Below are 18,146 nucleotides of genomic sequence, written 5' to 3' on the forward strand. Positions count from 1 at the left end.
CAGCCATGCTGGGCTTTCGGGGGGCGGCTGCGTCGTTTCAGGGCCTGTATCCCGCATCCGGTCGAGCATTCATCTTTTTTGATGAGGCTTAGCCTATGGCAGGATGGTGTTTCGTTCCTAGTTCTCCTGTCAGGAGAACGACAGACCATGACTGCTTATGAACCGCTGACCCTTCATGTGCCGGAACCAGCCGTTCGCCCCGGCGGGACGCCCGATTTCTCGAACGTCAAGATCCCCAAGGCGGGGGCCGTGCCCAAACCGGATGTGGATGTCGATCCGGAGACGATCCGCGACCTCGCCTTCTCCATCATCCGCGTGCTCAACCGAAACGGGGAGGCGGTCGGGCCATGGGCCGGGCTGCTGAGCGATGAGGAATTGATCGAAGGCATGCGTCACATGATGACGCTGCGGACCTTCGATGCCAGAATGCTGATCGCCCAAAGGCAGGGCAAGACCTCCTTCTACATGCAGCATCTGGGCGAGGAGGCTATCAGTTGCGCCTTCCGCAAAGCCCTGTCGCCGGGGGACATGAATTTTCCAACCTACCGGCAGGCAGGCCTCCTGATCGCAGGCGGCTATTCCATGGTCGACATGATGTGCCAGGTTTATTCGAACGCGCGCGATCCGCTCAAGGGCCGCCAGTTGCCTGTCATGTATTCCTCCAAGGAGCACGGCTTCTTCACGATCTCGGGCAACCTTGCCACCCAATACGTGCAGGCCGTAGGCTGGGCGATGGCGTCGGCGATCTGCAACGACACCAAGATCGCGGCAGCCTGGATCGGCGACGGATCGACGGCGGAGTCGGACTTTCATGCCGCTCTCGTCTTCGCTTCCACTTACAAGGCGCCCGTGATCCTGAACATCGTGAACAACCAGTGGGCGATCTCCACCTTCCAGGGCATCGCGCGGGGCGGATCCGGAACGTTCGCGGCCCGCGGCTTGGGCTTCGGCATCCCGTCGCTGCGTGTCGACGGCAACGACTATCTCGCCGTTCATGCGGTTGCGAAATGGGCCGCCGAGCGCGCCCGCCGCAATCTTGGGCCGACGCTCGTCGAGTATGTGACCTACCGGGTCGGGGCGCACTCGACCTCGGACGATCCGGCCGCCTATCGTCCCAAGACCGAATCCGATGCCTGGCCTCTCGGTGATCCCATCATGCGCCTGAAGAACCACTTGATTGCCCGTGGCGTCTGGTCGGAGGAGCGGCACAGGCAGGCGGAGGCCGAAATTCTCGACAGCGTCATCGCGGCGCAGAAGGAGGCGGAAAGCTATGGCACGCTCCACGCAGGCGGCAAGCCTTCGGCGCGTGACATGTTCGACGGCGTTTACGCCGAGATGCCTCCGCACCTGCGGCGTCAGCGTCAGCAGGCAGGAGTCTGAGCCATGGCCCGCATGACGATGATCGAAGCGATCCGCGACGCCATGGATGTGATGATGGCTCGCGACGAGAAGGTTGTGGTGTTCGGAGAGGATGTGGGCTATTTCGGCGGCGTCTTTCGCTGCACCGCCGGCCTGCAGCAGAAATACGGCAAGACCCGCTGTTTCGATGCGCCGATCAGTGAGGCCGGCATCGTGGGAACAGCGATCGGCATGGCCTCTTACGGGCTTCGGCCGTGCATCGAAATTCAGTTCGCCGATTACATGTATCCGGCCTACGATCAGATCGTGTCCGAAGCGGCCCGACTGCGCTACCGCTCGAACGGCGAGTTTACCTGCCCGATGGTCATTCGGATGCCCACCGGCGGCGGCATCTTCGGTGGGCAAACTCACAGCCAGAGCCCCGAGGCCCTGTTCACCCACGTGGCAGGATTGAAAACGGTCGTGCCGTCCAATCCCCACGATGCCAAGGGGCTGCTGATCGCCGCCATAGAAGATCCGGATCCTGTCATCTTCCTGGAACCGAAGCGGCTCTACAATGGGCCGTTCGACGGCCATCACGACCGCCCGGTCACCCCCTGGTCGAAGCATGAGCTGAGCGAGGTGCCGAGCGGGCACTTCTCCCTGCCGCTTGGCAAGGCAGCCGTCGTCCGGGAGGGCTCGGCCGTGACCGTCCTGGCCTACGGAACCATGGTTTATGTCGCGCAATCGGCCGCAGCGGAAACCGGCATCGATGCGGAGATCATCGATTTGCGAACCCTGATCCCCCTTGATCTGGAAACCATCGCTGCGTCCGTCAGGAAAACGGGGCGCTGTGTCGTGGTCCACGAGGCCACGCTGACGTCGGGGTTCGGCGCAGAGCTTGCGGCGCTGGTTCAGGAAACCTGCTTCTTCCACCTGGAGGCGCCGGTGGCCCGCGCGACGGGGTGGGATACGCCCTATCCCCATGCGCAGGAGTGGGACTACTTCCCCGGCCCATCCCGGGTTGGGCGGGCCTTAGTCGAGACGATGGAAGCGTAAGATGGGCGAGCACCTGATCAAAATGCCCGATGTCGGCGAGGGCATCGCCGAGGCCGAGCTCGTGGAGTGGCACGTCAAGGTCGGCGATCTCGTCCGTGAGGATGCCGTACTGGCCGCCGTCATGACCGACAAGGCAACCGTCGAAATTCCGTCTCCGGTCGATGGCGAAATTCTGTGGCTCGGCGCGGAGATCGGCGATGTGGTGGCAATCGGCTCCCCGTTGATCCGCCTGAAGGTCGCAAGCGAGGGGGGCGACCCCTCCGGCGGGTCCGAGGAGAAGGAGGCAGCGCCGCCGGTTCGGGCGGAGGATATCGAAGCGCAAGCCGATGGCGCGGTCAAAGTCTCGGACGCAATCGTCGAGCAGCAAGGCGAGCAACAACGAAGGAATGCGCCGCCCCGGCCCGTCGAGGTGCCGCAAGCTCCTGCCGTGAGATTGCATCAGCCCCCAGTGGCTCGCGCGGAGGGCGAGGGGCCCGTCGCGTCGCCGGCTGTTCGGCTCAGGGCCCGCGATGCCGGCATCGACCTGCGGCAGGTTCCCGGCTCGGGACCTGCGGGCCGGATTACGCATGAGGATCTCGATGCCTTTCTGACCCATGGGCGGGAACCCGCCAGGGCGCCGGGATTGGCTCAGAACACCTCGGTCGAGCACATCAAGGTCATCGGGCTTCGCCGCAAGATTGCGGAGAAGATGGCCATCGCCAAATCGCGCATTCCGCACATCACCTATGTCGAAGAAGTCGACGTGACGGCGCTTGAGGACCTGCGGGCGGCGCTGAATGCCGACAAGCGGGCGGATCGGCCTAAACTGACCCTCCTGCCGTTTCTGATGCGAGCGATGGTGAAGGCCATAGCCGATCAGCCGCACCTGAACGCGGTTTATGACGATGAGGCGGGCGTCGTTCACCAGCATGGCGGGGTGCATATCGGCATCGCGACGCAGACCGGTTCAGGCCTGATGGTGCCCGTCGTCAAGCATGTGGAGGCGCGGGATCTCTGGGGTTGCGCAACGGAGCTGAACCGCCTTGCGGAGAGCGCGAAGGCCGGCCTTGCCGCACGCGAGGAGTTGATGGGATCGACGATCACGATCACCTCGCTCGGCGCCATAGGCGGCGTCGTCACGACCCCGGTGATCAATTATCCCGAAGTCGCGATCATCGGTGTCAACAAGATCATGGTGCGGCCGGTCTGGGATGGCACGACCTTTATTCCCCGCAAGATGATGAACCTGTCCTCCAGCTTCGATCATCGCATCATCGACGGCTGGGATGCGGCGGTCTTCGTGCAGCGCATCAAAGCGCTCCTGGAGACTCCCGCCATGATCTTCGTGGAGGCGTAAGGCGATGAAGGATATTTCGTGCAAGCTCCTCGTCATCGGAGCCGGCCCCGGCGGTTATGTCTGCGCCATCAGGGCCGGGCAGCTCGGGATCGACACGGTTATCGTCGAGGCGAGCAAGCCCGGCGGAACCTGCCTGAACATCGGCTGCATCCCGTCCAAGGCCATCATCCATGCGGCCGAGGAGTATGACAGGATCGTTCATCTCTCCTCCGGTCGAAATTCTCTCGGAATCAGCGCCGCGAAACCGGAGCTTGACTTCTCTCAGACCATCGCATGGAAGGACACCATCGTCGGCCGGCTCAACAGCGGCGTCTCGAGCCTGCTTAAGCGGGCGAAGGTCAAGATGGTTCAGGGGCAGGCGCGCTTCCGGGACGGCAAGACGGTCGAAGTGGCAACGGAAATGGGCCACCAGATCATCCGGGCCGAAAATGTGGTGATCGCGACCGGATCCGTGCCGATCGAACTTCCCAGCCTGCCATTCGGTGGATCCGTCATATCCTCGACCGAAGCCCTGGCGCTGAGCGGAATTCCGGAGCGACTCGTCGTCGTCGGGGGCGGCTATATCGGCCTGGAGCTCGGAACGGCGTTCGCGAAGATGGGCGCCAACGTCACCGTCGTCGAGGCGCAGGCGCGTATCCTGCCGCAATACGATGCCGAACTGACCAAGCCCGTGGCCAAAAGGCTGCAGGCTCTGGGCATCCAGGTCATGACCGGCGCCAAGGCGAAGGGTCTTGTCAGATCCGGTGATGCCCTCCTGGTTGAGGCAGGGGACGGATCCGAGGTGACGCTTGCCGCCGACAAGATCCTCGTCACGGTCGGCCGGAGACCGGTCACCCAGGGCTGGGGCCTGGAGGAACTCGTCCTCGACATGGACGGACCCTTCATTCGCATTGGGGAACGATGCCAGACCTCCATGCGGGGCATCTATGCCATCGGCGACGTGACGGGCGAGCCCATGCTCGCGCACCGCGCCATGGCGCAGGGCGAGATGGTGGCCGAGATCATCGCCGGTCACAGACGTGCTTGGGACAAGCGAAGCATCCCGGCTGTGTGCTTCACGGATCCCGAAATCGTCTCCGTTGGCTTGATGCCGGAGGATGCGAAAAAGGCCGGCACGGAGATCCGGCTCGGGCATTTCCCTTTTTCGGCCAACGGCCGGGCCATGACCAAGCTCGGCGAGGATGGGTTCGTCCGCGTCACGGCTCGGTCCGACAACCATCTTGTGCTCGGCATCCAAGCGGTGGGCCACGGCGTATCCGAATTGGCCGCTGCTTTCGGGCTGGCGCTCGAGATGGGTGCGCGCCTCGAGGATATCGCCGGCACCATTCATGCACATCCGACTCAGGGCGAGGCTTTCCAGGAGGCGGCGCTCAAGGCTCTGGGGCACGAACTTCACATCTGACACGCCGCAGGCCGCTCTGCTTGCCTCATTTCCGCGCATGCGTGGGGCGCAGGCTGTCCTAGAGCTGTTTCCACTGGCATGGAATCAACTCTAGGATTTGCCTTGCCGCATTTTTTCGGCGAAGCGAACCCGCTTCGCCGAAAGATGCTCTAACCTAGGGCAGCTTGGGCCTGCGGCAGCGCGCCCAGCACGGCCCCATAGACGGTCTGCCCGACCATCGTCGTCAGAGGCGTCCGATGGCCATAGTTCAATCCCATGAAACCTGGCGGCTCGAGCTGCCGGACCGCCGATGCGCCATCGTATTCCGAAGCCATCCGGGGATGGAGATAGGGCAGGAGAGGCAGGCCGCAGACGAGAAGAAACAGCCCGTGCAGAAGGCCTGCCCCTGCGCCGAGCCACCATGTGGAGAGGCCTAAGCTCGCGAACAGGACGAAGTACAGGAAGGCGAACGCCCAACCGCCGACGACATAGAAAGCAAAGCCAATGATCACGGCCCAGCGCCGGTCGCCGGTAAAGAACGTGCCGGCCAGAAACGGCAGGCTGAGGCGGGAGAGGCCTAACCCCTGCGCACCTTGAAGGATGGTGGTCATCGCGACTGTGGCCACGAGTCCCCAGATCGTCATGCTCCAGAGCGGGGGCAGATCGGCAGTGGTCATCGGCATGAGCCCTCTTGCGCTTCGACGAGCGCCATGGCCGCGTTGATCAAGCCCACATGCGTGAAGGCTTGTGGAAAGTTGCCGAGCGCCGCTCCCGTCGCAGCATCGATTTCCTCGGCATAGAGCCCCACATCGTTGGCGAAGGAGAGCATGTGCTCGAAAGCCTCGGCGGCGGCCCTGACGTCACCCCGCTTCGCCAGGTTGTCCACGGCCCAGAAACTGCAGATCCCGAAGGCGCCCTCCGGCGCCGCCATCCCGTCAGCCCCGTGTTCATAGCGGTACAGGAGACCATTGCATCCAAGGCGCTCGCGTATCCTGTCGAACGTGGCGCGCATGCGAGGATGGCCCGGGTCCTTGTAGCCCAGGCAACCCATGAGCAGCAGCGCGGCATCGAGGCGGTCGCCGTCGAGTTCAGCCGCATAGCTGCCGAGAGCCTCGTTGAAGCCGCGTGCCTCGATTGCCTGAGCGATAGCCTCGCGCTCCCGGCGCAAGCTCTCCAGGTCGACAGAGATGCATCCCTGCTCATGCAGCTTGATCAGGCTGTCGAGGGCCGCCCAGCACATGATTTTCGAGAAGGTGTAGTGCCGCTTGGCTCCGCGGATCTCCCAGATGCCCTGGTCGGGTTCGCGCCAGTGCTTGCAGACGATCTCGCCGAAGCCCGCGAGCAGCTTCTGCTCGTCGGCCTGGAGCCGCCCGCCGCTCGTGACGAAGTGGTAGGCCGCGGATACGACCTCGCCATAGACGTCCAGCTGGATTTGCGAGTGCGCACCGTTGCCGATCCGAACGGGACGCGACCCCCGGTAGCCGGACAGGTGAACGAGTTCCTTCTCCTGAAGGTTCGTCCGGCCATAAATGTCGTACATGATCTGGAGCTTGGGCCAGGTCAGGCGTGTGGCATGCAGGAGCCATTGCAGGAACGATGCCGCCTCATCCTGATAGCCCAGGCCCGTGAAGGCTCGCATGGTCAGAGCCGCATCCCGGAGCCAGCAATAGCGATAGTCCCAGTTGCGATCCGCCCCGATGGCTTCGGGCAGGGATGCGGTCGGCGCGGCCACCACCGCACCCGAGAGGGCAAAGGTCATCAGCTTCAGCGTGATGGCACTGCGCTGGACCGCCTCCTCGTACGGGCCCTGATACGCGCAGCCGCTCGTCCAGTTTCTCCACCATTCCAGGGTCGCCTGGAGCCGCGCCTGCGCGTGCTCTCCCAGAGGGGCGACGACGCCGATGTCGCCCTTCGTATAGGCGAGCGAGAAGCACAGAGTCTCGCCCGCTCTGACGCGAACATGCCCGATGACGGCAGTTCCGTTCGATGCCGCTTCAAGGCTCGCTTCCGAGGTCAGCAGGAGAAGTTCGTCGCCCCAGGCGCAGGACCATCCGAGCGCCCCGCGAGATCGGACGCGAACCTTCTCCCGGCCATAGTCCGGGCGCGGCTCGAACCGGACATCCAGGATCACGTCGCCGTCCAGGCCTTCCACTACCCGCAGGATCTCACGCGTGGGTGCAAGGCCGCCCGCAACGTCCCCGAGTGGCATCAGATCGGTCAGGCGAACCGTGCCGGAGGCAGTCCGGAACGTGGTTTCCAGAACCGGGGTCCCGGGCACATAGCGCCGTGACGGCCGGAACTCCTGTGCAGGCGCGATGGCGAACCGTCCGCCCCGCTCCTGATCGAGGAGGGCGGCGAAAACGCTCGGCCCCGAAAAATGCGGCAGGCAGAGCCAGTCGATGGAGCCGGCACGTGAGATGAGAGCGGCCGTGCGGCAATCGCCGATGATCGCGTAGTCGCCTATCTCGGGATCGCCGCTCCTGAGGGAGGCTGCTTCTTGGCTGACTGCGACATGGAGCATCGGGATCAGGTTTCCTGATCCGAGACGGCGACCCGGTGGCGGTAGACCATCTCCCACCCGCGCCAGCCGGTATAGAGCAGGAGGAGAACGACAACGAGCGAGATGACAAGTCCTGTCGGCAGAACGGCGGCGTCTCCGGCCTCATAGCGGCGGTACCAGTTCCACAGGGACAGGAGGACCACGACGACGTTGCCGAGCATGTGGTGCCAGGCCGCCGACAGGCTGCGGATCCGTCGATCGCCCATGAAGTCGGTCAGCCCGGCGAGAGCCGCAAGAGCAGCCATGACGAGAGCTGCACCCAGGAGGTAGAGAGAGGCCGTGCTCCAGGCATTGTTGCCTGTGCTCCAGAACAGCAGGTCGCACGCAAGGGTCGACACCAGGAACGCGACCGGGAAGGGGATCAGCATCGGGTGCAGCGGGTGTCCGGCGATCTGCGCGGTGCTTTGAGGGTTGCGGTCTCGGACGGTGTTCTCAGCTCGCATGGCGCTCTCCTTTCCTCATTCAACAGGATCTTCCTCAGTGGGGCTGGCCTTCTTGGACGACCTGTGCCGCACCAGCCCGATTGCGGCCGCAACCATGCTCACCGCCACGGCCCCGGCGACACCGCGCACCAATGAGTCGGAGGCCGTGATCGCGCCAGGTTTCGACACGGGTGCGAAGCGTCCATGCAGGTTCGCTTTGCCGTCGACCGGATCGAACAGGTTGTCGGTCCGGGGCTCTGCCGGATCGGGCGTCATCTGACCGTCCCAGGCGCGGCGCGCCATCAGGCGGTCGAGAAGACCGGGAGCCGCCATCGTTCCCAGGATCGCCTTGATGGTGGGGGTGCCGACCCAGAGCTCCCGCGGTGCCTCGCGGGCTGCCCGGACGATCGCCTCCGCGGCGACCCCTGGATCGTGGATCGGCGGAACCGGCTGGAGCCGGCGGGGCAGGCGGCTTCGGGCCCAGTCGAATTGCGGGGTGTTCACGGCCGGCAGGTGAACCATCGTCAGCCTGATCGGGCTGCTCTCGTGGATCAACTCGCTGCGCAGCGAGTCGGTGAAGCCGCGTGCGGCTGCCTTGGCGGCGCAGTAGGCCGACTGCAGCGGAATGGACCGGTATGCCAGGGCGGAGCCGACCTGAACGATGGTTCCGGCTCCCTGCCGCCGCATGTGCTTCAACGCGGCCAAGGTGCCGTGCACCTGACCCAGATAGGTAACTTCCGTCACGCGCTTGAACTCCGAAGGCGTGATCCTCTCGACCGGTGCGAATATGGTCGCCATGGCGTTGTTGACCCAGACGTCGATGCCGCCCCATGCAGCAACCACCCGATCGCCCGCCGCAGCAACCATGTCGGGGTCGGCGACATCGACCGGGAGGACCAGTCCCGTCCCGCCGGCCTGCTCGACCTCGCGCTTGGCGTCTTCGAGACCCTTGAGACCGCGCGCCAGCAGCGCCACGGACCAGCCGCGCCGCGCGAAAGCGACCGCTGTCGCGCGTCCGACGCCGGCGGATGCCCCGGTGATGACGACGACCCGACGGCGGCTTGCCTCTGCCGAGGTTTGTGACCTTTCATGCGGCATGGTCATTCGTCCGGCGAGGCGGGCAGATCGATCCGCTCCAGGACCGCTTGCGTGATCCGGGCGCATCGGGTGCCGGCGCACGGGAAGACGTCGCTCACGGCCGACGACAAGGTCTTGTCGAGAGACTGCCGCAGGAGGCGCCGGGCGCGGTGAAGGCGGGTCTTCACCGTCTCCGGCTTCAGGCCGAGGTGAGAGGCGGTTTCCTCGACGCTCATCTCCTCGATCTCCCGGAGCACAAAGACCATGCGAAAGGGCTCGGGCAGCTGATCGACCGCGCGTTCGAGCAGCCGCCGCACCTCGGCGCGGGCGGCGGCCGCCTCCGGGCTGCTGTCTTGGCGGGCCGACGGCAGATAGATCACGCGAGCCTCCCCCTGATCGTCGATGGCATCGATGTCCTTCAACCCGATCGTGACGCGCCTTCGCCGGAGCCGGCCCAGCGCCTCGTTCAGCGCGATGCGTGTGAGCCAGGTGGAGAGCTGCGCTTCACCCCGGAAGCCATCGAGATGGGTGAAGGCGCGAACGTAAGCCTCCTGAACCACGTCCTCGGCCTCGGCATCGTCGTTCAGGATGCTGCGGGCGACGCGGTAGAGCCGGCGGTTGTGCCTTTGCATGATGAGCCGGACCGCAGCGCCGTCCCGGGCTCTGGCCCGTTCCACCAGGGCTTCATCATCGAGCCCGTCCAATCCTGTTGCCGCGACCGTTGCCGTCTGCATGGCCAAGCTCCTGTGTCCGGTCTGTTAGATGGAGCAGCCGCGCAAAGGTTCCCGGGGTTCGACACAGACGCTTAAGGGCGCTTGACAACACCCTCGCGCAAGATCTCATCCATCGGCGGAAAGGCCAGGAGCGCGATCTCCGGAACAGGCTCGGAGCCGGCCGATCGAGTGGACGAGCGGCCCCTTCGGTCTCTGCCGGGTCGACCGATTGGTCAAAGCGCTCGCACACGCATCTGCCTGTCATGGGACAACGGACTGGGTGGTTTTCAGGCGGGAAGCAGGGGCAGATCTGGAGCCTCGAGGCCCCTTTTTTGACGGCCGGAGAACACTCGCCAGACCATGCTACCCGGAGTCTACGAAATGAAGTCCAGCACTCAGGAGAAGACGTTCCGTAGCCGAGCGTCTTTGCTTCAGGGACTCAGATAATGGCGGAGGGAGCGGGATTCGAACCCGCGATACGGTTTCCCGTATACACACTTTCCAGGCGTGCGCCTTCAACCACTCGGCCACCCCTCCAGCATGAGCCCGTCTGATGGCTCAAGGACCTTGGCTTGCGATGAGACGCGAAGCGCTCGGGTCCTCCGCAATGTCGTGCGGAGCGCCCGTGTATCGCTAAACGGGATCAAAAAGCAAGACCGAACTTAGGGCGAACTCCCCTGAATCGGCTTTGCCATTGCGGCAAAATGCACTAGATAGTTACCTCTCTGTTTGGAGAGGTATCCTCCCTTGAAGTTTCTCGCGCGTAGCCTCGGTCTCCTGCTGATCGCAGGAGGGTTTATCGGGTTGGTGATCGATGGCACCCGGTCCATCGTGAACAATGATGTATCGTTTGCCTCCCTCGGCAAGGTGGCCGGCACCTTCTTCCCCACGAGCATGGCGGGCCTCGAGGGCAACATCGCGCAACGCGGCTATCCCTGGCTGTGGGATCCGATCGCCACCTATGTCCTCCAGATGCCGGCCTCGATCACGGGCTTCTTCATCGGGGCGCTGCTGCTGTGGCTCGGCCAGAAGCCCCTGGAGCCGATCGGCTATCTGGCGGGCCGCTGAACTCACGGCAAGGTGACGGGGGCTGCCACTCCCGCAATCTCAAAACGATGACTACATAAGCGGGATCACGCGAGGGATCCCCATGTTCAGCTTCCGCAAACGAATCGAGCTGCCGACGCCTGCCGAGGCTCTTCCCGGCCGGACCAGCCCTCTTCCCACGGCAGAGCGCCACTTCATCAATGGCCGTCCCCTGCAGCCGCCCTATCCGGACGGCATGGAGAAGGCCCTGTTCGGCCTGGGCTGCTTCTGGGGCGCCGAGCGCAAGTTCTGGCAGCTGGGCGACGGGATCTGGATCACAGCCGCAGGCTATGCGGCCGGGCTCACGCCCAACCCCACCTACGAGGAGGTGTGCTCCGGCATGACCGGCCACAACGAGGTCGTGCTGGTGGTGTTCGACCCGAAGGCGATCTCCTACGAGGCTTTGCTGAAAACCTTCTGGGAAAACCACGATCCAACCCAGGGCATGCGCCAGGGCAACGATGCGGGCACCCAGTACCGTTCCGGCATCTATGTGTTCGACGAGGCTCAGAGAAGGGCCGCCGCAGCCTCGAAGGCGGCCTATGGCGAGGCGCTCGCCGCCCGGGGCTACGGGCCCGTCACCACCGAGATCCTCGAGGCCGGCCCCTTCTACTTCGCCGAGGACTACCACCAGCAGTACCTGGCCAAGAACCCGAACGGCTATTGCGGCCTGGGCGGCACCGGCGTGTCCTGCCAGATCGGCGTCGGCGTGGCAGCCGAGTAGAGCACGAGATGGGCGGGCTTGGCCCGCCCACGGCGTCTAAGGCGCCACCAGGACCTGCCGGCATTCCGCCGGCAGTTGGGCCATGGTCAGCGGCGGACGGGGCTTGCCGGGCTTCGGATGAAGCATCTGGGGCGTGAACCACGCGGCCAGCTCCGCGCCGCAGCCGTCGCCCCCCGGAGGCGGATCCTGATCCGAGCAGCCCGCCTCGCCGGCCGGGCAGGCAAGACGGATGTGGAAATGATAGTTGTGGCCGAACATCGGCCGCACCTTCGAGAGCCAGCTCCGGTCCGCCCCAGCCTCCCGGCACAGGGCCTTCTTGATCGCCGGGTTCACGAAGATCCGGGCCACGCTTCTTTCCGATGAGGCCGCCCGGATGAGGGCGGTGTGCTGCGGGGTCCAGACCTTGGGGTCGATATCGAGCCAGTCGCCGCGCACCATGTTGGTGGCCGACATCTCCTCCCGCTCGGTCCGCGTCAGGCGGCGATCCGGCATCGGGGTCAGCCAGACATCCGCATCCAGGCCGATCTGATGGGAGGCATGGCCCGTGAGCATGGGGCCGCCCCGGGGCTGGGAGATGTCGCCGACCAGAAGCCCCGGCCAGCCGGTGACGGCCGGAACCCGCGCGGCGAAGCGCTGCAGGAAGTCGATCAGCTGCGGATGGCCCCAGTTGCGGTTGCGGGACAGGCGCATCACCTGCCACGTTTGCCCATCCACCGGAATCGCCGACGCGCCGGCGACGCAGCCGCGGGCATAGCTTCCGATGGAGCGGGACCTGAGATCGGCCGGATCGCTGCGGCGTCCGAACAGTTCCTTGGCGGCAAGCCTGGGATCGCCCGGATCGGCCAGCGGGGGCAGGGGCTTGGGGTCGAGGGTGCCCTTGTCCTGAGCGGAGGCGGAGCCGCCGATGAGGAAGGCAAGGAGGACGGCAAGGGAGCGAATCGCGTTCATGCGGGCAGGCTAGCGCGCATCCTGCGGCTCTGGAACGTGCCTGGTGCGGCCATCTTGTCGCTCTGGGCGCGGGAAGGGCCGGACATGCGATCCGGCCCCTCCGGCTTGGTTCAGTGCCGCGGCTGCGGCCTGCCTTCATAAGGGCTGCGCTGGCTCATGTGGCCCGGCCCGAAGGTGCGCTTGTCGTGGCCGTTGCCGGTCCGGCGCATGGTGGGCTGATAGCGCGGGGTGGGGCGCTTCGCCCGCTTGTCCCGCCTGCCTCCTCCCATGGGAGCCATGAACAGGGCCGCAATGCCCGCAGCGACGCCGGCCAGGACGGCGGCCGTCACGAAGGGATGAAGCTGCGCTTCGAGCAGGAGGCTCGTCTTGCGCGGCTCGCCGGCAAGAGACGAGTATATGTCCCCGTCCTCGCGGGCGCCATAGAGGTTGTCGCGCATGCCTGGACGCTCGGGCTCGTCCGTGGTCTGCGAGCCGTAACCCGTCCACTCCATCGCCTTGTCCATCAGGCGCGGCGCGACCTTGCTCACGGCGCCGATCACCCAGCCGCCGAAGCCGACGGTGATCTCGCGCCGCTGGTTCTCCGCCGAGAACACGATCGCCTTGCCGACCAGATGCGGGTCATAGGCCGGCGGCGGAACGGCATTCTCCTTGTCGAGATAGTTGCGGGCATGCTCGATATAGGGCGTGTCGATGGACGAGGGCTTGATCAGGGTTACGGAGATCGGCGCGCCCTGGGCCTCGAGCTCCATGCGCAGTCCGTCGGTGAACGCTTTCACGGCATGCTTGGAGGCCGAATACTGGGTTTGCAGGATCATGGTCCGCTCGGACAGGACGCTGCCCACATTGATGATGGTGCCGCCGCGGCTGCGCAGATGCTCTGCCGCGATCAACGAGCCGTTGACGACGCCCCAGTAGTTCACGTCGAACAGGTGCCGCTGGTCCTCCAGCGGGACCTCGTTGAGCGCCCCGTACACGGCCACGGCCGCATCGTTCACCCAGGTGTCGAAGCCTCCGAAGGTCTCAATGGCGGTGCGCGCCACCCGCTCGAGATCCTCGCGCCGGCTGACATCCGCAGCAACCGCGATGGCGCGGGTGCCGCCGCGGCTGAGCTCATCGGCAATCTTGCGCAGGGCATCTTTGTTGCGGGCCACCAGGACAAGTCCTTTGGCTCCGCGGGAGGCGAACAGATGCGACGTTGCAAGGCCGATGCCGCTGGAAGCCCCGGTGATGACGATCACCTGCTCCTCGATCGGCTTCTGGCGAACCGCCATGGCATTCTCCTTCATTGTCCTCAGGGTTTCCATAATCCTCAAGATTTCATGGAACGTGGATCAACGTGACGGTGATGGCGGGGTTCCTACGGCAGCGCTTGCCGGCAGAGGCCGAAAAGCCCGTAACCCCCGGCATGCAAAGCGGAACCGGCTTTTCAACCCAGGCGTTGCCTTGGCATCTCACAGACGAAGGGAGCGAGATAATGCAGACGACGGCACAAAGTGGCGACGTGCGCGAGACCCAGAGCCTGATCGCCAGCGACAAGGTTGAAGGAACGCCGGTGCGCCGCTCGGACGGTGAGAAGATCGGAACCATCGAGCGCGTGATGATCGAGAAGCGGTCCGGCAAGGTGGCCTATGCGGTCATGAGCTTCGGCGGCTTCATGGGGCTCGGCGAGGAATACTACACGCTTCCCTGGGGCGTCCTGAAGTACAACACCGAACTCGACGCCTATGAGCTGAACCTCAATGAGGATCAGCTGCGTGGAGCCCCCCGTCGCAGCGCGGAAGGGCATGACGCTTCCTACGACCGCGAGTGGGAAGAGCACGTCCATCGCTATTACAACGCCACCCCCTATTGGGGCGGAAGCGACCCAATGAGCACGGGCCGGTAAGCCGATCCCGCATCGCGAGTGAAAAAAAATCGCCCGGCTTTCACCGGGCGATTTTTTATGCGTGTGCGCCGGACGAGGCTGACGCCCTATTCCGGAGCCCGCGGCATGATTGTCTTAGCGCTTCGACTTCGAGGGGCTCTTGCGGGCGCTCGAAGAGCCGGAGCCGGAAGACCGCTTGGCCACATTGCCGGACTTCTTCGTGGAGGAAGTGCGGCTCGATGCGGCGGCTGCGCGCTTCGTGGTCGACTTGGACGCGCCGCGCGACTTGGATGCCGAACCCTTGGAGGCCGAACCCTTGGACGCCGAGCTCTTGGCAGAAGACTTCACTGCGCCGCGGCTGGAGCTGCGGGATGCGGACGCCTTGCCGGTCGAACGGGACGAGCCGGAGCGTGCCGAAGTCGAACGCGACGAGGACTTCTTGGCGGCCGACGAGGTCGACTTGGCCGAGGTCTTCTTGGCGGGGGTCTTCGTGGCAGCGGTCTTCTTGGCAGTGGTCTTCTTGGCTGCAGTCTTGCTGCCGCCCGACTTGGCCGACGACTTGGCCGACGATTTGGCCGAGGACTTCGCAGCCGACTTGGTCGAGGTCTTCTTGGCGGCAGTCGACTTGGCGGTGGTCTTCTTGGCGCCGGACTTGGCCGAGGACTTCGAGGTCGACTTCGCAGCCGTCTTCTTGGCGGCGGTCTTCGTTCCGGACTTCTTCGCAGCGGTGCTCTTCGAGCCCGACTTCGCTGCGCTGGAACGGGACGAGGAGCCCGAGGACTTCGCGGCGGTCTTGGTGCCGGACTTCGCTGCGCCGGATTTCGTGGCGCCGGATTTCGCAGAGGACTTGGAGCCCTTCGCGGTGCTGGACGAGCTGCTGCGAGAGCTGCTCTTCTTCGCGGTCTTCTTGGTGCTGGTCGCACCGGTGTCGCCCGTGAACAACTGTGTCAGCGGGTTTGACTTGATGTCTATCGGCATTGCAGCCTCCTTCAAGAGCCTTCGCGTGCAACCGTCACGCTTGCAAGGCAACGTCGTTATACCAACGCGGTTCCGAATATCGGAAAGTGTTGACAGTAGAGCGCGCACTTTTTCTGTGGATATTTTGATTGAAGGGATGCTCTTCACTTGCAGACCTGAGACTCGATATCGGGTGCAGGATGAGAGGGTTAGAGCTTCTTCGGGCGGATGACGGATGCTTTTTCCAGCCGTCGAGCGTGGGAAATTTGATTCACGAAATCAGAAGCTTAGATGCTGCATGAAGATGACGTTCATGCTGTTTCGAGTATTCGAACGTCATCGAGAGTGTTCAACGTCGAAGCCCCGATCCTATCCACTTGAGGAGGGCTGAAGACGGTTTCGATGAAGCCTCGAAAAACATTCCGATCGGCTTCCAAAAAGTTCACCAGGTTCGCGTCGAAGCAGCGGAACATGCGCTCGGGCAAACCAAGAATCACATCGGGACGCCTGCGGCGTGGAGCGGTGGTGGTGCTTTGGTCGGGAGCAGCCGCTCATGCGCGGCTTGGTCGCTGACGTTGCCGTGACGATGAAGGCTTCACGCGATGCCGCAGGCGCGGTAAGCGAAGGAAGCATTCACTTCGAACAGACCGCCGTGCCCCATCGCAGCATCCTTGCCGTCGTCCTTTGGATGAGCGGCGCACTTCTCGCCTTCTCCGCAACGGCCATTGCGGTGCGCGCGCTCGCGCCTGCCTTCTCGATCTTCGAGATGCTGGCCGTTCGCAATGCCGCGGGCGTCCTGATCCTGCTGGCTCTCGCGCTCCTCAAGCCGGAGCTCAGGCCCGGCCTGAAGCCGCGGCGCTTCAGGCTTCATCTTACCAGAAACGTCCTGCATTTCGCAGGCACCGACGGATGGGCCTTCGGGCTGACGCTCCTGCCGCTCGCAACGGTCTTCGCGCTCGAGTTCACCACGCCGGCCTGGGTTGCTCTGCTGGCGATTCCCCTGCTCGGGGAAAAGATGACCGTGGGCCGTCTCGTGGCCGTGGTGCTCGGCTTCATCGGCATTGTCGTGATCCTGCGGCCGGGCGTGGAAACCTTGCAGCCGGCCAGTTTGCTCATGCTCGGCGTCGCCTTCAGCTTCGCGCTCGTGGCCATCATGACGAAGCGCCTCACCATGACCGAGAGCACCTTCTCGATCCTGTTCTTCATGAACCTGATCCAGCTGCCCATGAACCTTGCAGGAGTGAGCAGGGCGTTCTGGCTGCAGGTGCAGCCCTCCCACGCACTGCCCCTCGCGGGCATCTCCGTCGGCGGCCTGCTCGCTCACTACTGCCTGACCAATGCATACCGGCAGGGCGACGCCACCATGGTCGTGCCCCTCGATTTCATGCGCATCCCGCTGATCGCCTTCGTCGGCTGGCAGTTCTATGGCGAGGCGCTCGATCCGTTCGTCTTCTTGGGCAGCGGCTGCATCATCCTCGGCCTTCTCTACTCCCTGCATCGCGAGGCGAAATCCGCATGACATGGTCGCCGCAACAGGATGCCGCCCTCAAGGCTGTTGCCGATTGGCTCCGCCGCGGTGACCGTCCGGTGTTCCGCCTGTTCGGCTATGCGGGAACGGGCAAGACGACCCTTGCCAAGCACATTGCCGAAGGTGTCGACGGCGATGTGGCCTTCGGGGCCTATACCGGCAAGGCGGCGCTGGTGCTGCGCACGAAAGGCTGCACGGATGCCTCCACCATCCACTCGATGATCTACCGCTCGCGGGAGTCCGACGAGAACGGTCCGCAATTCGTCATCAACCGTCAAAGCCCGGCATCCAAGGCCGACCTCATCATCATCGACGAATGCTCCATGGTGGACGAGGAGCTCGGGCGCGATCTCCTGTCGTTCGGGCAGCCCGTGCTCGTGCTCGGCGATCCGGCGCAGTTGCCGCCCGTCAAAGGCGGTGGCTTCTTCACGGAGGGAGAGCCCGACGTGATGCTCACCGAGGTGCATCGCCAGGCCAAGGACAACCCCATCATCCACATGTCCATGCAGGTTCGGGAGGGCGGACGGCTGGAGCCGGGCGTCTACGGCGAGAGCCGCGTCATCCGTCGCCGCGAGATCGATGCGGCAGCCGTCATGGCGGCCGATCAGGTGCTGGTGGGCCTCAACAAGACGCGCCGTCTCTACAACACCCGACTGCGCGAATTGAACGGCTACCGCGACCCCATGCCGGCGGCGGGCGAGAAGCTCGTGTGCCTGCGCAACGACAAGACCAAGGGGCTGCTCAACGGCGGCACCTGGAGCATCCAGGCCCTGCGCGGGATCCGCAACGACTTCATCCGCATGGACGTGCTGCCGGACGACGATGCCCGCCGCCGGTCCGTGGAGGTGGCGGTGCACAAGGCGTTCTTCGAGGGCACGGAGGAGGAGGTGCCTTTCGTCCTGCGAAAGGAGTCCGACGAGTTCACCTATGGCTACGCGCTCACCGTGCACAAGGCCCAGGGCTCGCAATGGGACGATCTCGTGCTCTTCGACGAATCCTACGCCTTCCGCGAGCATCGCAGCCGCTGGCTCTACACGGCCCTGACGCGGGCTGCCGAGAAGGCCACCGTCGTGATCTGAGCAGGAGCCTGGCGCGGGCTCCAACTTGCGCTCAGGAACCCGGCGCAGCTTGAGGTCTTATGCTCCTAGCTGAA

17 protein-coding genes and 1 tRNA gene are annotated in these 18,146 nt (G+C 64.6%); 10 read left to right on the top strand and 8 right to left on the bottom strand.

From position 1 onward, the window contains the following. Nucleotides 1-147: 147 nt before the first annotated feature. From JKG68_RS14190 to lpdA, 4 genes are read left to right on the top strand one after another with little or no spacing between them, the layout of a single operon-like run. Nucleotides 148-1,380 carry a 3-methyl-2-oxobutanoate dehydrogenase (2-methylpropanoyl-transferring) subunit alpha gene (locus JKG68_RS14190; RefSeq protein WP_202060532.1) on the top strand — a complete coding sequence of 411 codons (1,233 nt, stop codon included), beginning with the start codon at nucleotides 148-150 and terminating at the stop codon, nucleotides 1,378-1,380. Between the two features lie 3 nt (nucleotides 1,381-1,383). After that, nucleotides 1,384-2,397 (top strand): alpha-ketoacid dehydrogenase subunit beta, encoded by a 1,014-nt coding sequence (locus JKG68_RS14195; RefSeq protein WP_202060534.1) that lies wholly within the window; start codon nucleotides 1,384-1,386, stop codon nucleotides 2,395-2,397. A gap of 1 nt (nucleotide 2,398) precedes the next feature. Beyond that, on the top strand, nucleotides 2,399-3,733 hold the full coding sequence (locus JKG68_RS14200) for a dihydrolipoamide acetyltransferase family protein (RefSeq protein ID WP_202060536.1): 1,335 nt from the start codon (nucleotides 2,399-2,401) through the stop codon (nucleotides 3,731-3,733). 4 nt (nucleotides 3,734-3,737) lie between these two features. Next, a complete protein-coding gene (gene lpdA, locus JKG68_RS14205) occupies nucleotides 3,738-5,135 on the top strand; it encodes a dihydrolipoyl dehydrogenase (protein WP_202060543.1) in 1,398 nt (465 codons plus the stop codon). Between the two features lie 149 nt (nucleotides 5,136-5,284). On the opposite strand, the gene JKG68_RS14210 is transcribed toward lpdA, so the two are convergent. From JKG68_RS14210 to JKG68_RS14235, 6 genes are all read right to left on the bottom strand, one after another. Beyond that, entirely contained in the window at nucleotides 5,285-5,797 is a 513-nt protein-coding gene (locus JKG68_RS14210; protein WP_202060548.1) for a hypothetical protein, read from the bottom strand. Beyond that, nucleotides 5,788-7,635 carry a glycoside hydrolase family 15 protein gene (locus JKG68_RS14215; protein ID WP_202060550.1) on the bottom strand — a complete coding sequence of 616 codons (1,848 nt, stop codon included), beginning with the start codon at nucleotides 7,633-7,635 and terminating at the stop codon, nucleotides 5,788-5,790. Before JKG68_RS14215 ends, JKG68_RS14210 begins: the two co-directional genes overlap by 10 nt. 5 nt (nucleotides 7,636-7,640) lie before the next feature. Continuing rightward, on the bottom strand, nucleotides 7,641-8,117 hold the full coding sequence (locus tag JKG68_RS14220) for a DUF2231 domain-containing protein (RefSeq protein WP_202060552.1): 477 nt from the start codon (nucleotides 8,115-8,117) through the stop codon (nucleotides 7,641-7,643). Between the two features lie 15 nt (nucleotides 8,118-8,132). After that, nucleotides 8,133-9,194, bottom strand: a complete 1,062-nt coding sequence (locus JKG68_RS14225; RefSeq protein ID WP_202060557.1) for an SDR family oxidoreductase — start codon at nucleotides 9,192-9,194, stop codon at nucleotides 8,133-8,135. Nucleotides 9,195-9,196: 2 nt separating this feature from the next. Next, entirely contained in the window at nucleotides 9,197-9,907 is a 711-nt protein-coding gene (locus tag JKG68_RS14230) for an RNA polymerase sigma factor (protein ID WP_202060559.1), read from the bottom strand. A 426-nt stretch (nucleotides 9,908-10,333) separates the two neighbouring features. Continuing rightward, nucleotides 10,334-10,423 (bottom strand) — tRNA-Ser (locus JKG68_RS14235). Between the two features lie 210 nt (nucleotides 10,424-10,633). On the opposite strand from JKG68_RS14235, the gene JKG68_RS14240 reads away from it, so the two are divergent. Both JKG68_RS14240 and msrA read left to right on the top strand, forming a co-directional pair. Continuing rightward, entirely contained in the window at nucleotides 10,634-10,954 is a 321-nt protein-coding gene (locus JKG68_RS14240; protein ID WP_202060561.1) for a PetM family of cytochrome b6f complex subunit 7, read from the top strand. An 82-nt stretch (nucleotides 10,955-11,036) separates the two neighbouring features. Continuing rightward, nucleotides 11,037-11,696, top strand: coding sequence for a peptide-methionine (S)-S-oxide reductase MsrA (gene msrA, locus JKG68_RS14245; protein WP_202060566.1), 660 nt, complete (start codon nucleotides 11,037-11,039; stop codon nucleotides 11,694-11,696). A gap of 36 nt (nucleotides 11,697-11,732) precedes the next feature. On the opposite strand, the gene mepA is transcribed toward msrA, so the two are convergent. Further along, the gene (mepA, locus tag JKG68_RS14250; protein ID WP_202060571.1) at nucleotides 11,733-12,644 is read right to left on the bottom strand and encodes a penicillin-insensitive murein endopeptidase; all 912 of its coding nucleotides are present in this window, start codon (nucleotides 12,642-12,644) and stop codon (nucleotides 11,733-11,735) included. Nucleotides 12,645-12,754: 110 nt separating this feature from the next. After that, nucleotides 12,755-13,915 carry an SDR family oxidoreductase gene (locus JKG68_RS14255; RefSeq protein WP_202060573.1) on the bottom strand — a complete coding sequence of 387 codons (1,161 nt, stop codon included), beginning with the start codon at nucleotides 13,913-13,915 and terminating at the stop codon, nucleotides 12,755-12,757. A 203-nt stretch (nucleotides 13,916-14,118) separates the two neighbouring features. On the opposite strand from JKG68_RS14255, the gene JKG68_RS14260 reads away from it, so the two are divergent. The 4 genes from JKG68_RS14260 to JKG68_RS14275 all read left to right on the top strand — a co-directional run bounded on the left by JKG68_RS14260 (nucleotide 14,119) and on the right by JKG68_RS14275 (nucleotide 18,072). Continuing rightward, nucleotides 14,119-14,529: a PRC-barrel domain-containing protein gene (locus tag JKG68_RS14260; RefSeq protein ID WP_202060575.1), complete on the top strand. Its 411-nt coding sequence runs from the start codon at nucleotides 14,119-14,121 to the stop codon at nucleotides 14,527-14,529. 139 nt (nucleotides 14,530-14,668) lie between these two features. After that, nucleotides 14,669-15,697 (top strand): hypothetical protein, encoded by a 1,029-nt coding sequence (locus JKG68_RS14265; RefSeq protein WP_202060577.1) that lies wholly within the window; start codon nucleotides 14,669-14,671, stop codon nucleotides 15,695-15,697. Between the two features lie 321 nt (nucleotides 15,698-16,018). Then, the gene (locus JKG68_RS14270) at nucleotides 16,019-16,984 is read left to right on the top strand and encodes a DMT family transporter (RefSeq protein WP_246515425.1); all 966 of its coding nucleotides are present in this window, start codon (nucleotides 16,019-16,021) and stop codon (nucleotides 16,982-16,984) included. Next, nucleotides 16,981-18,072, top strand: a complete 1,092-nt coding sequence (locus JKG68_RS14275; protein ID WP_202060579.1) for an ATP-dependent DNA helicase — start codon at nucleotides 16,981-16,983, stop codon at nucleotides 18,070-18,072. The genes JKG68_RS14270 and JKG68_RS14275 overlap by 4 nt, the downstream gene beginning before the upstream one ends. Nucleotides 18,073-18,146: the final 74 nt, after the last annotated feature.

It is taken from the genome of Microvirga aerilata, from assembly GCF_016743775.1.
GTDB classification, from domain to species: Bacteria; Pseudomonadota; Alphaproteobacteria; order Rhizobiales; family Beijerinckiaceae; genus Microvirga; species Microvirga aerilata.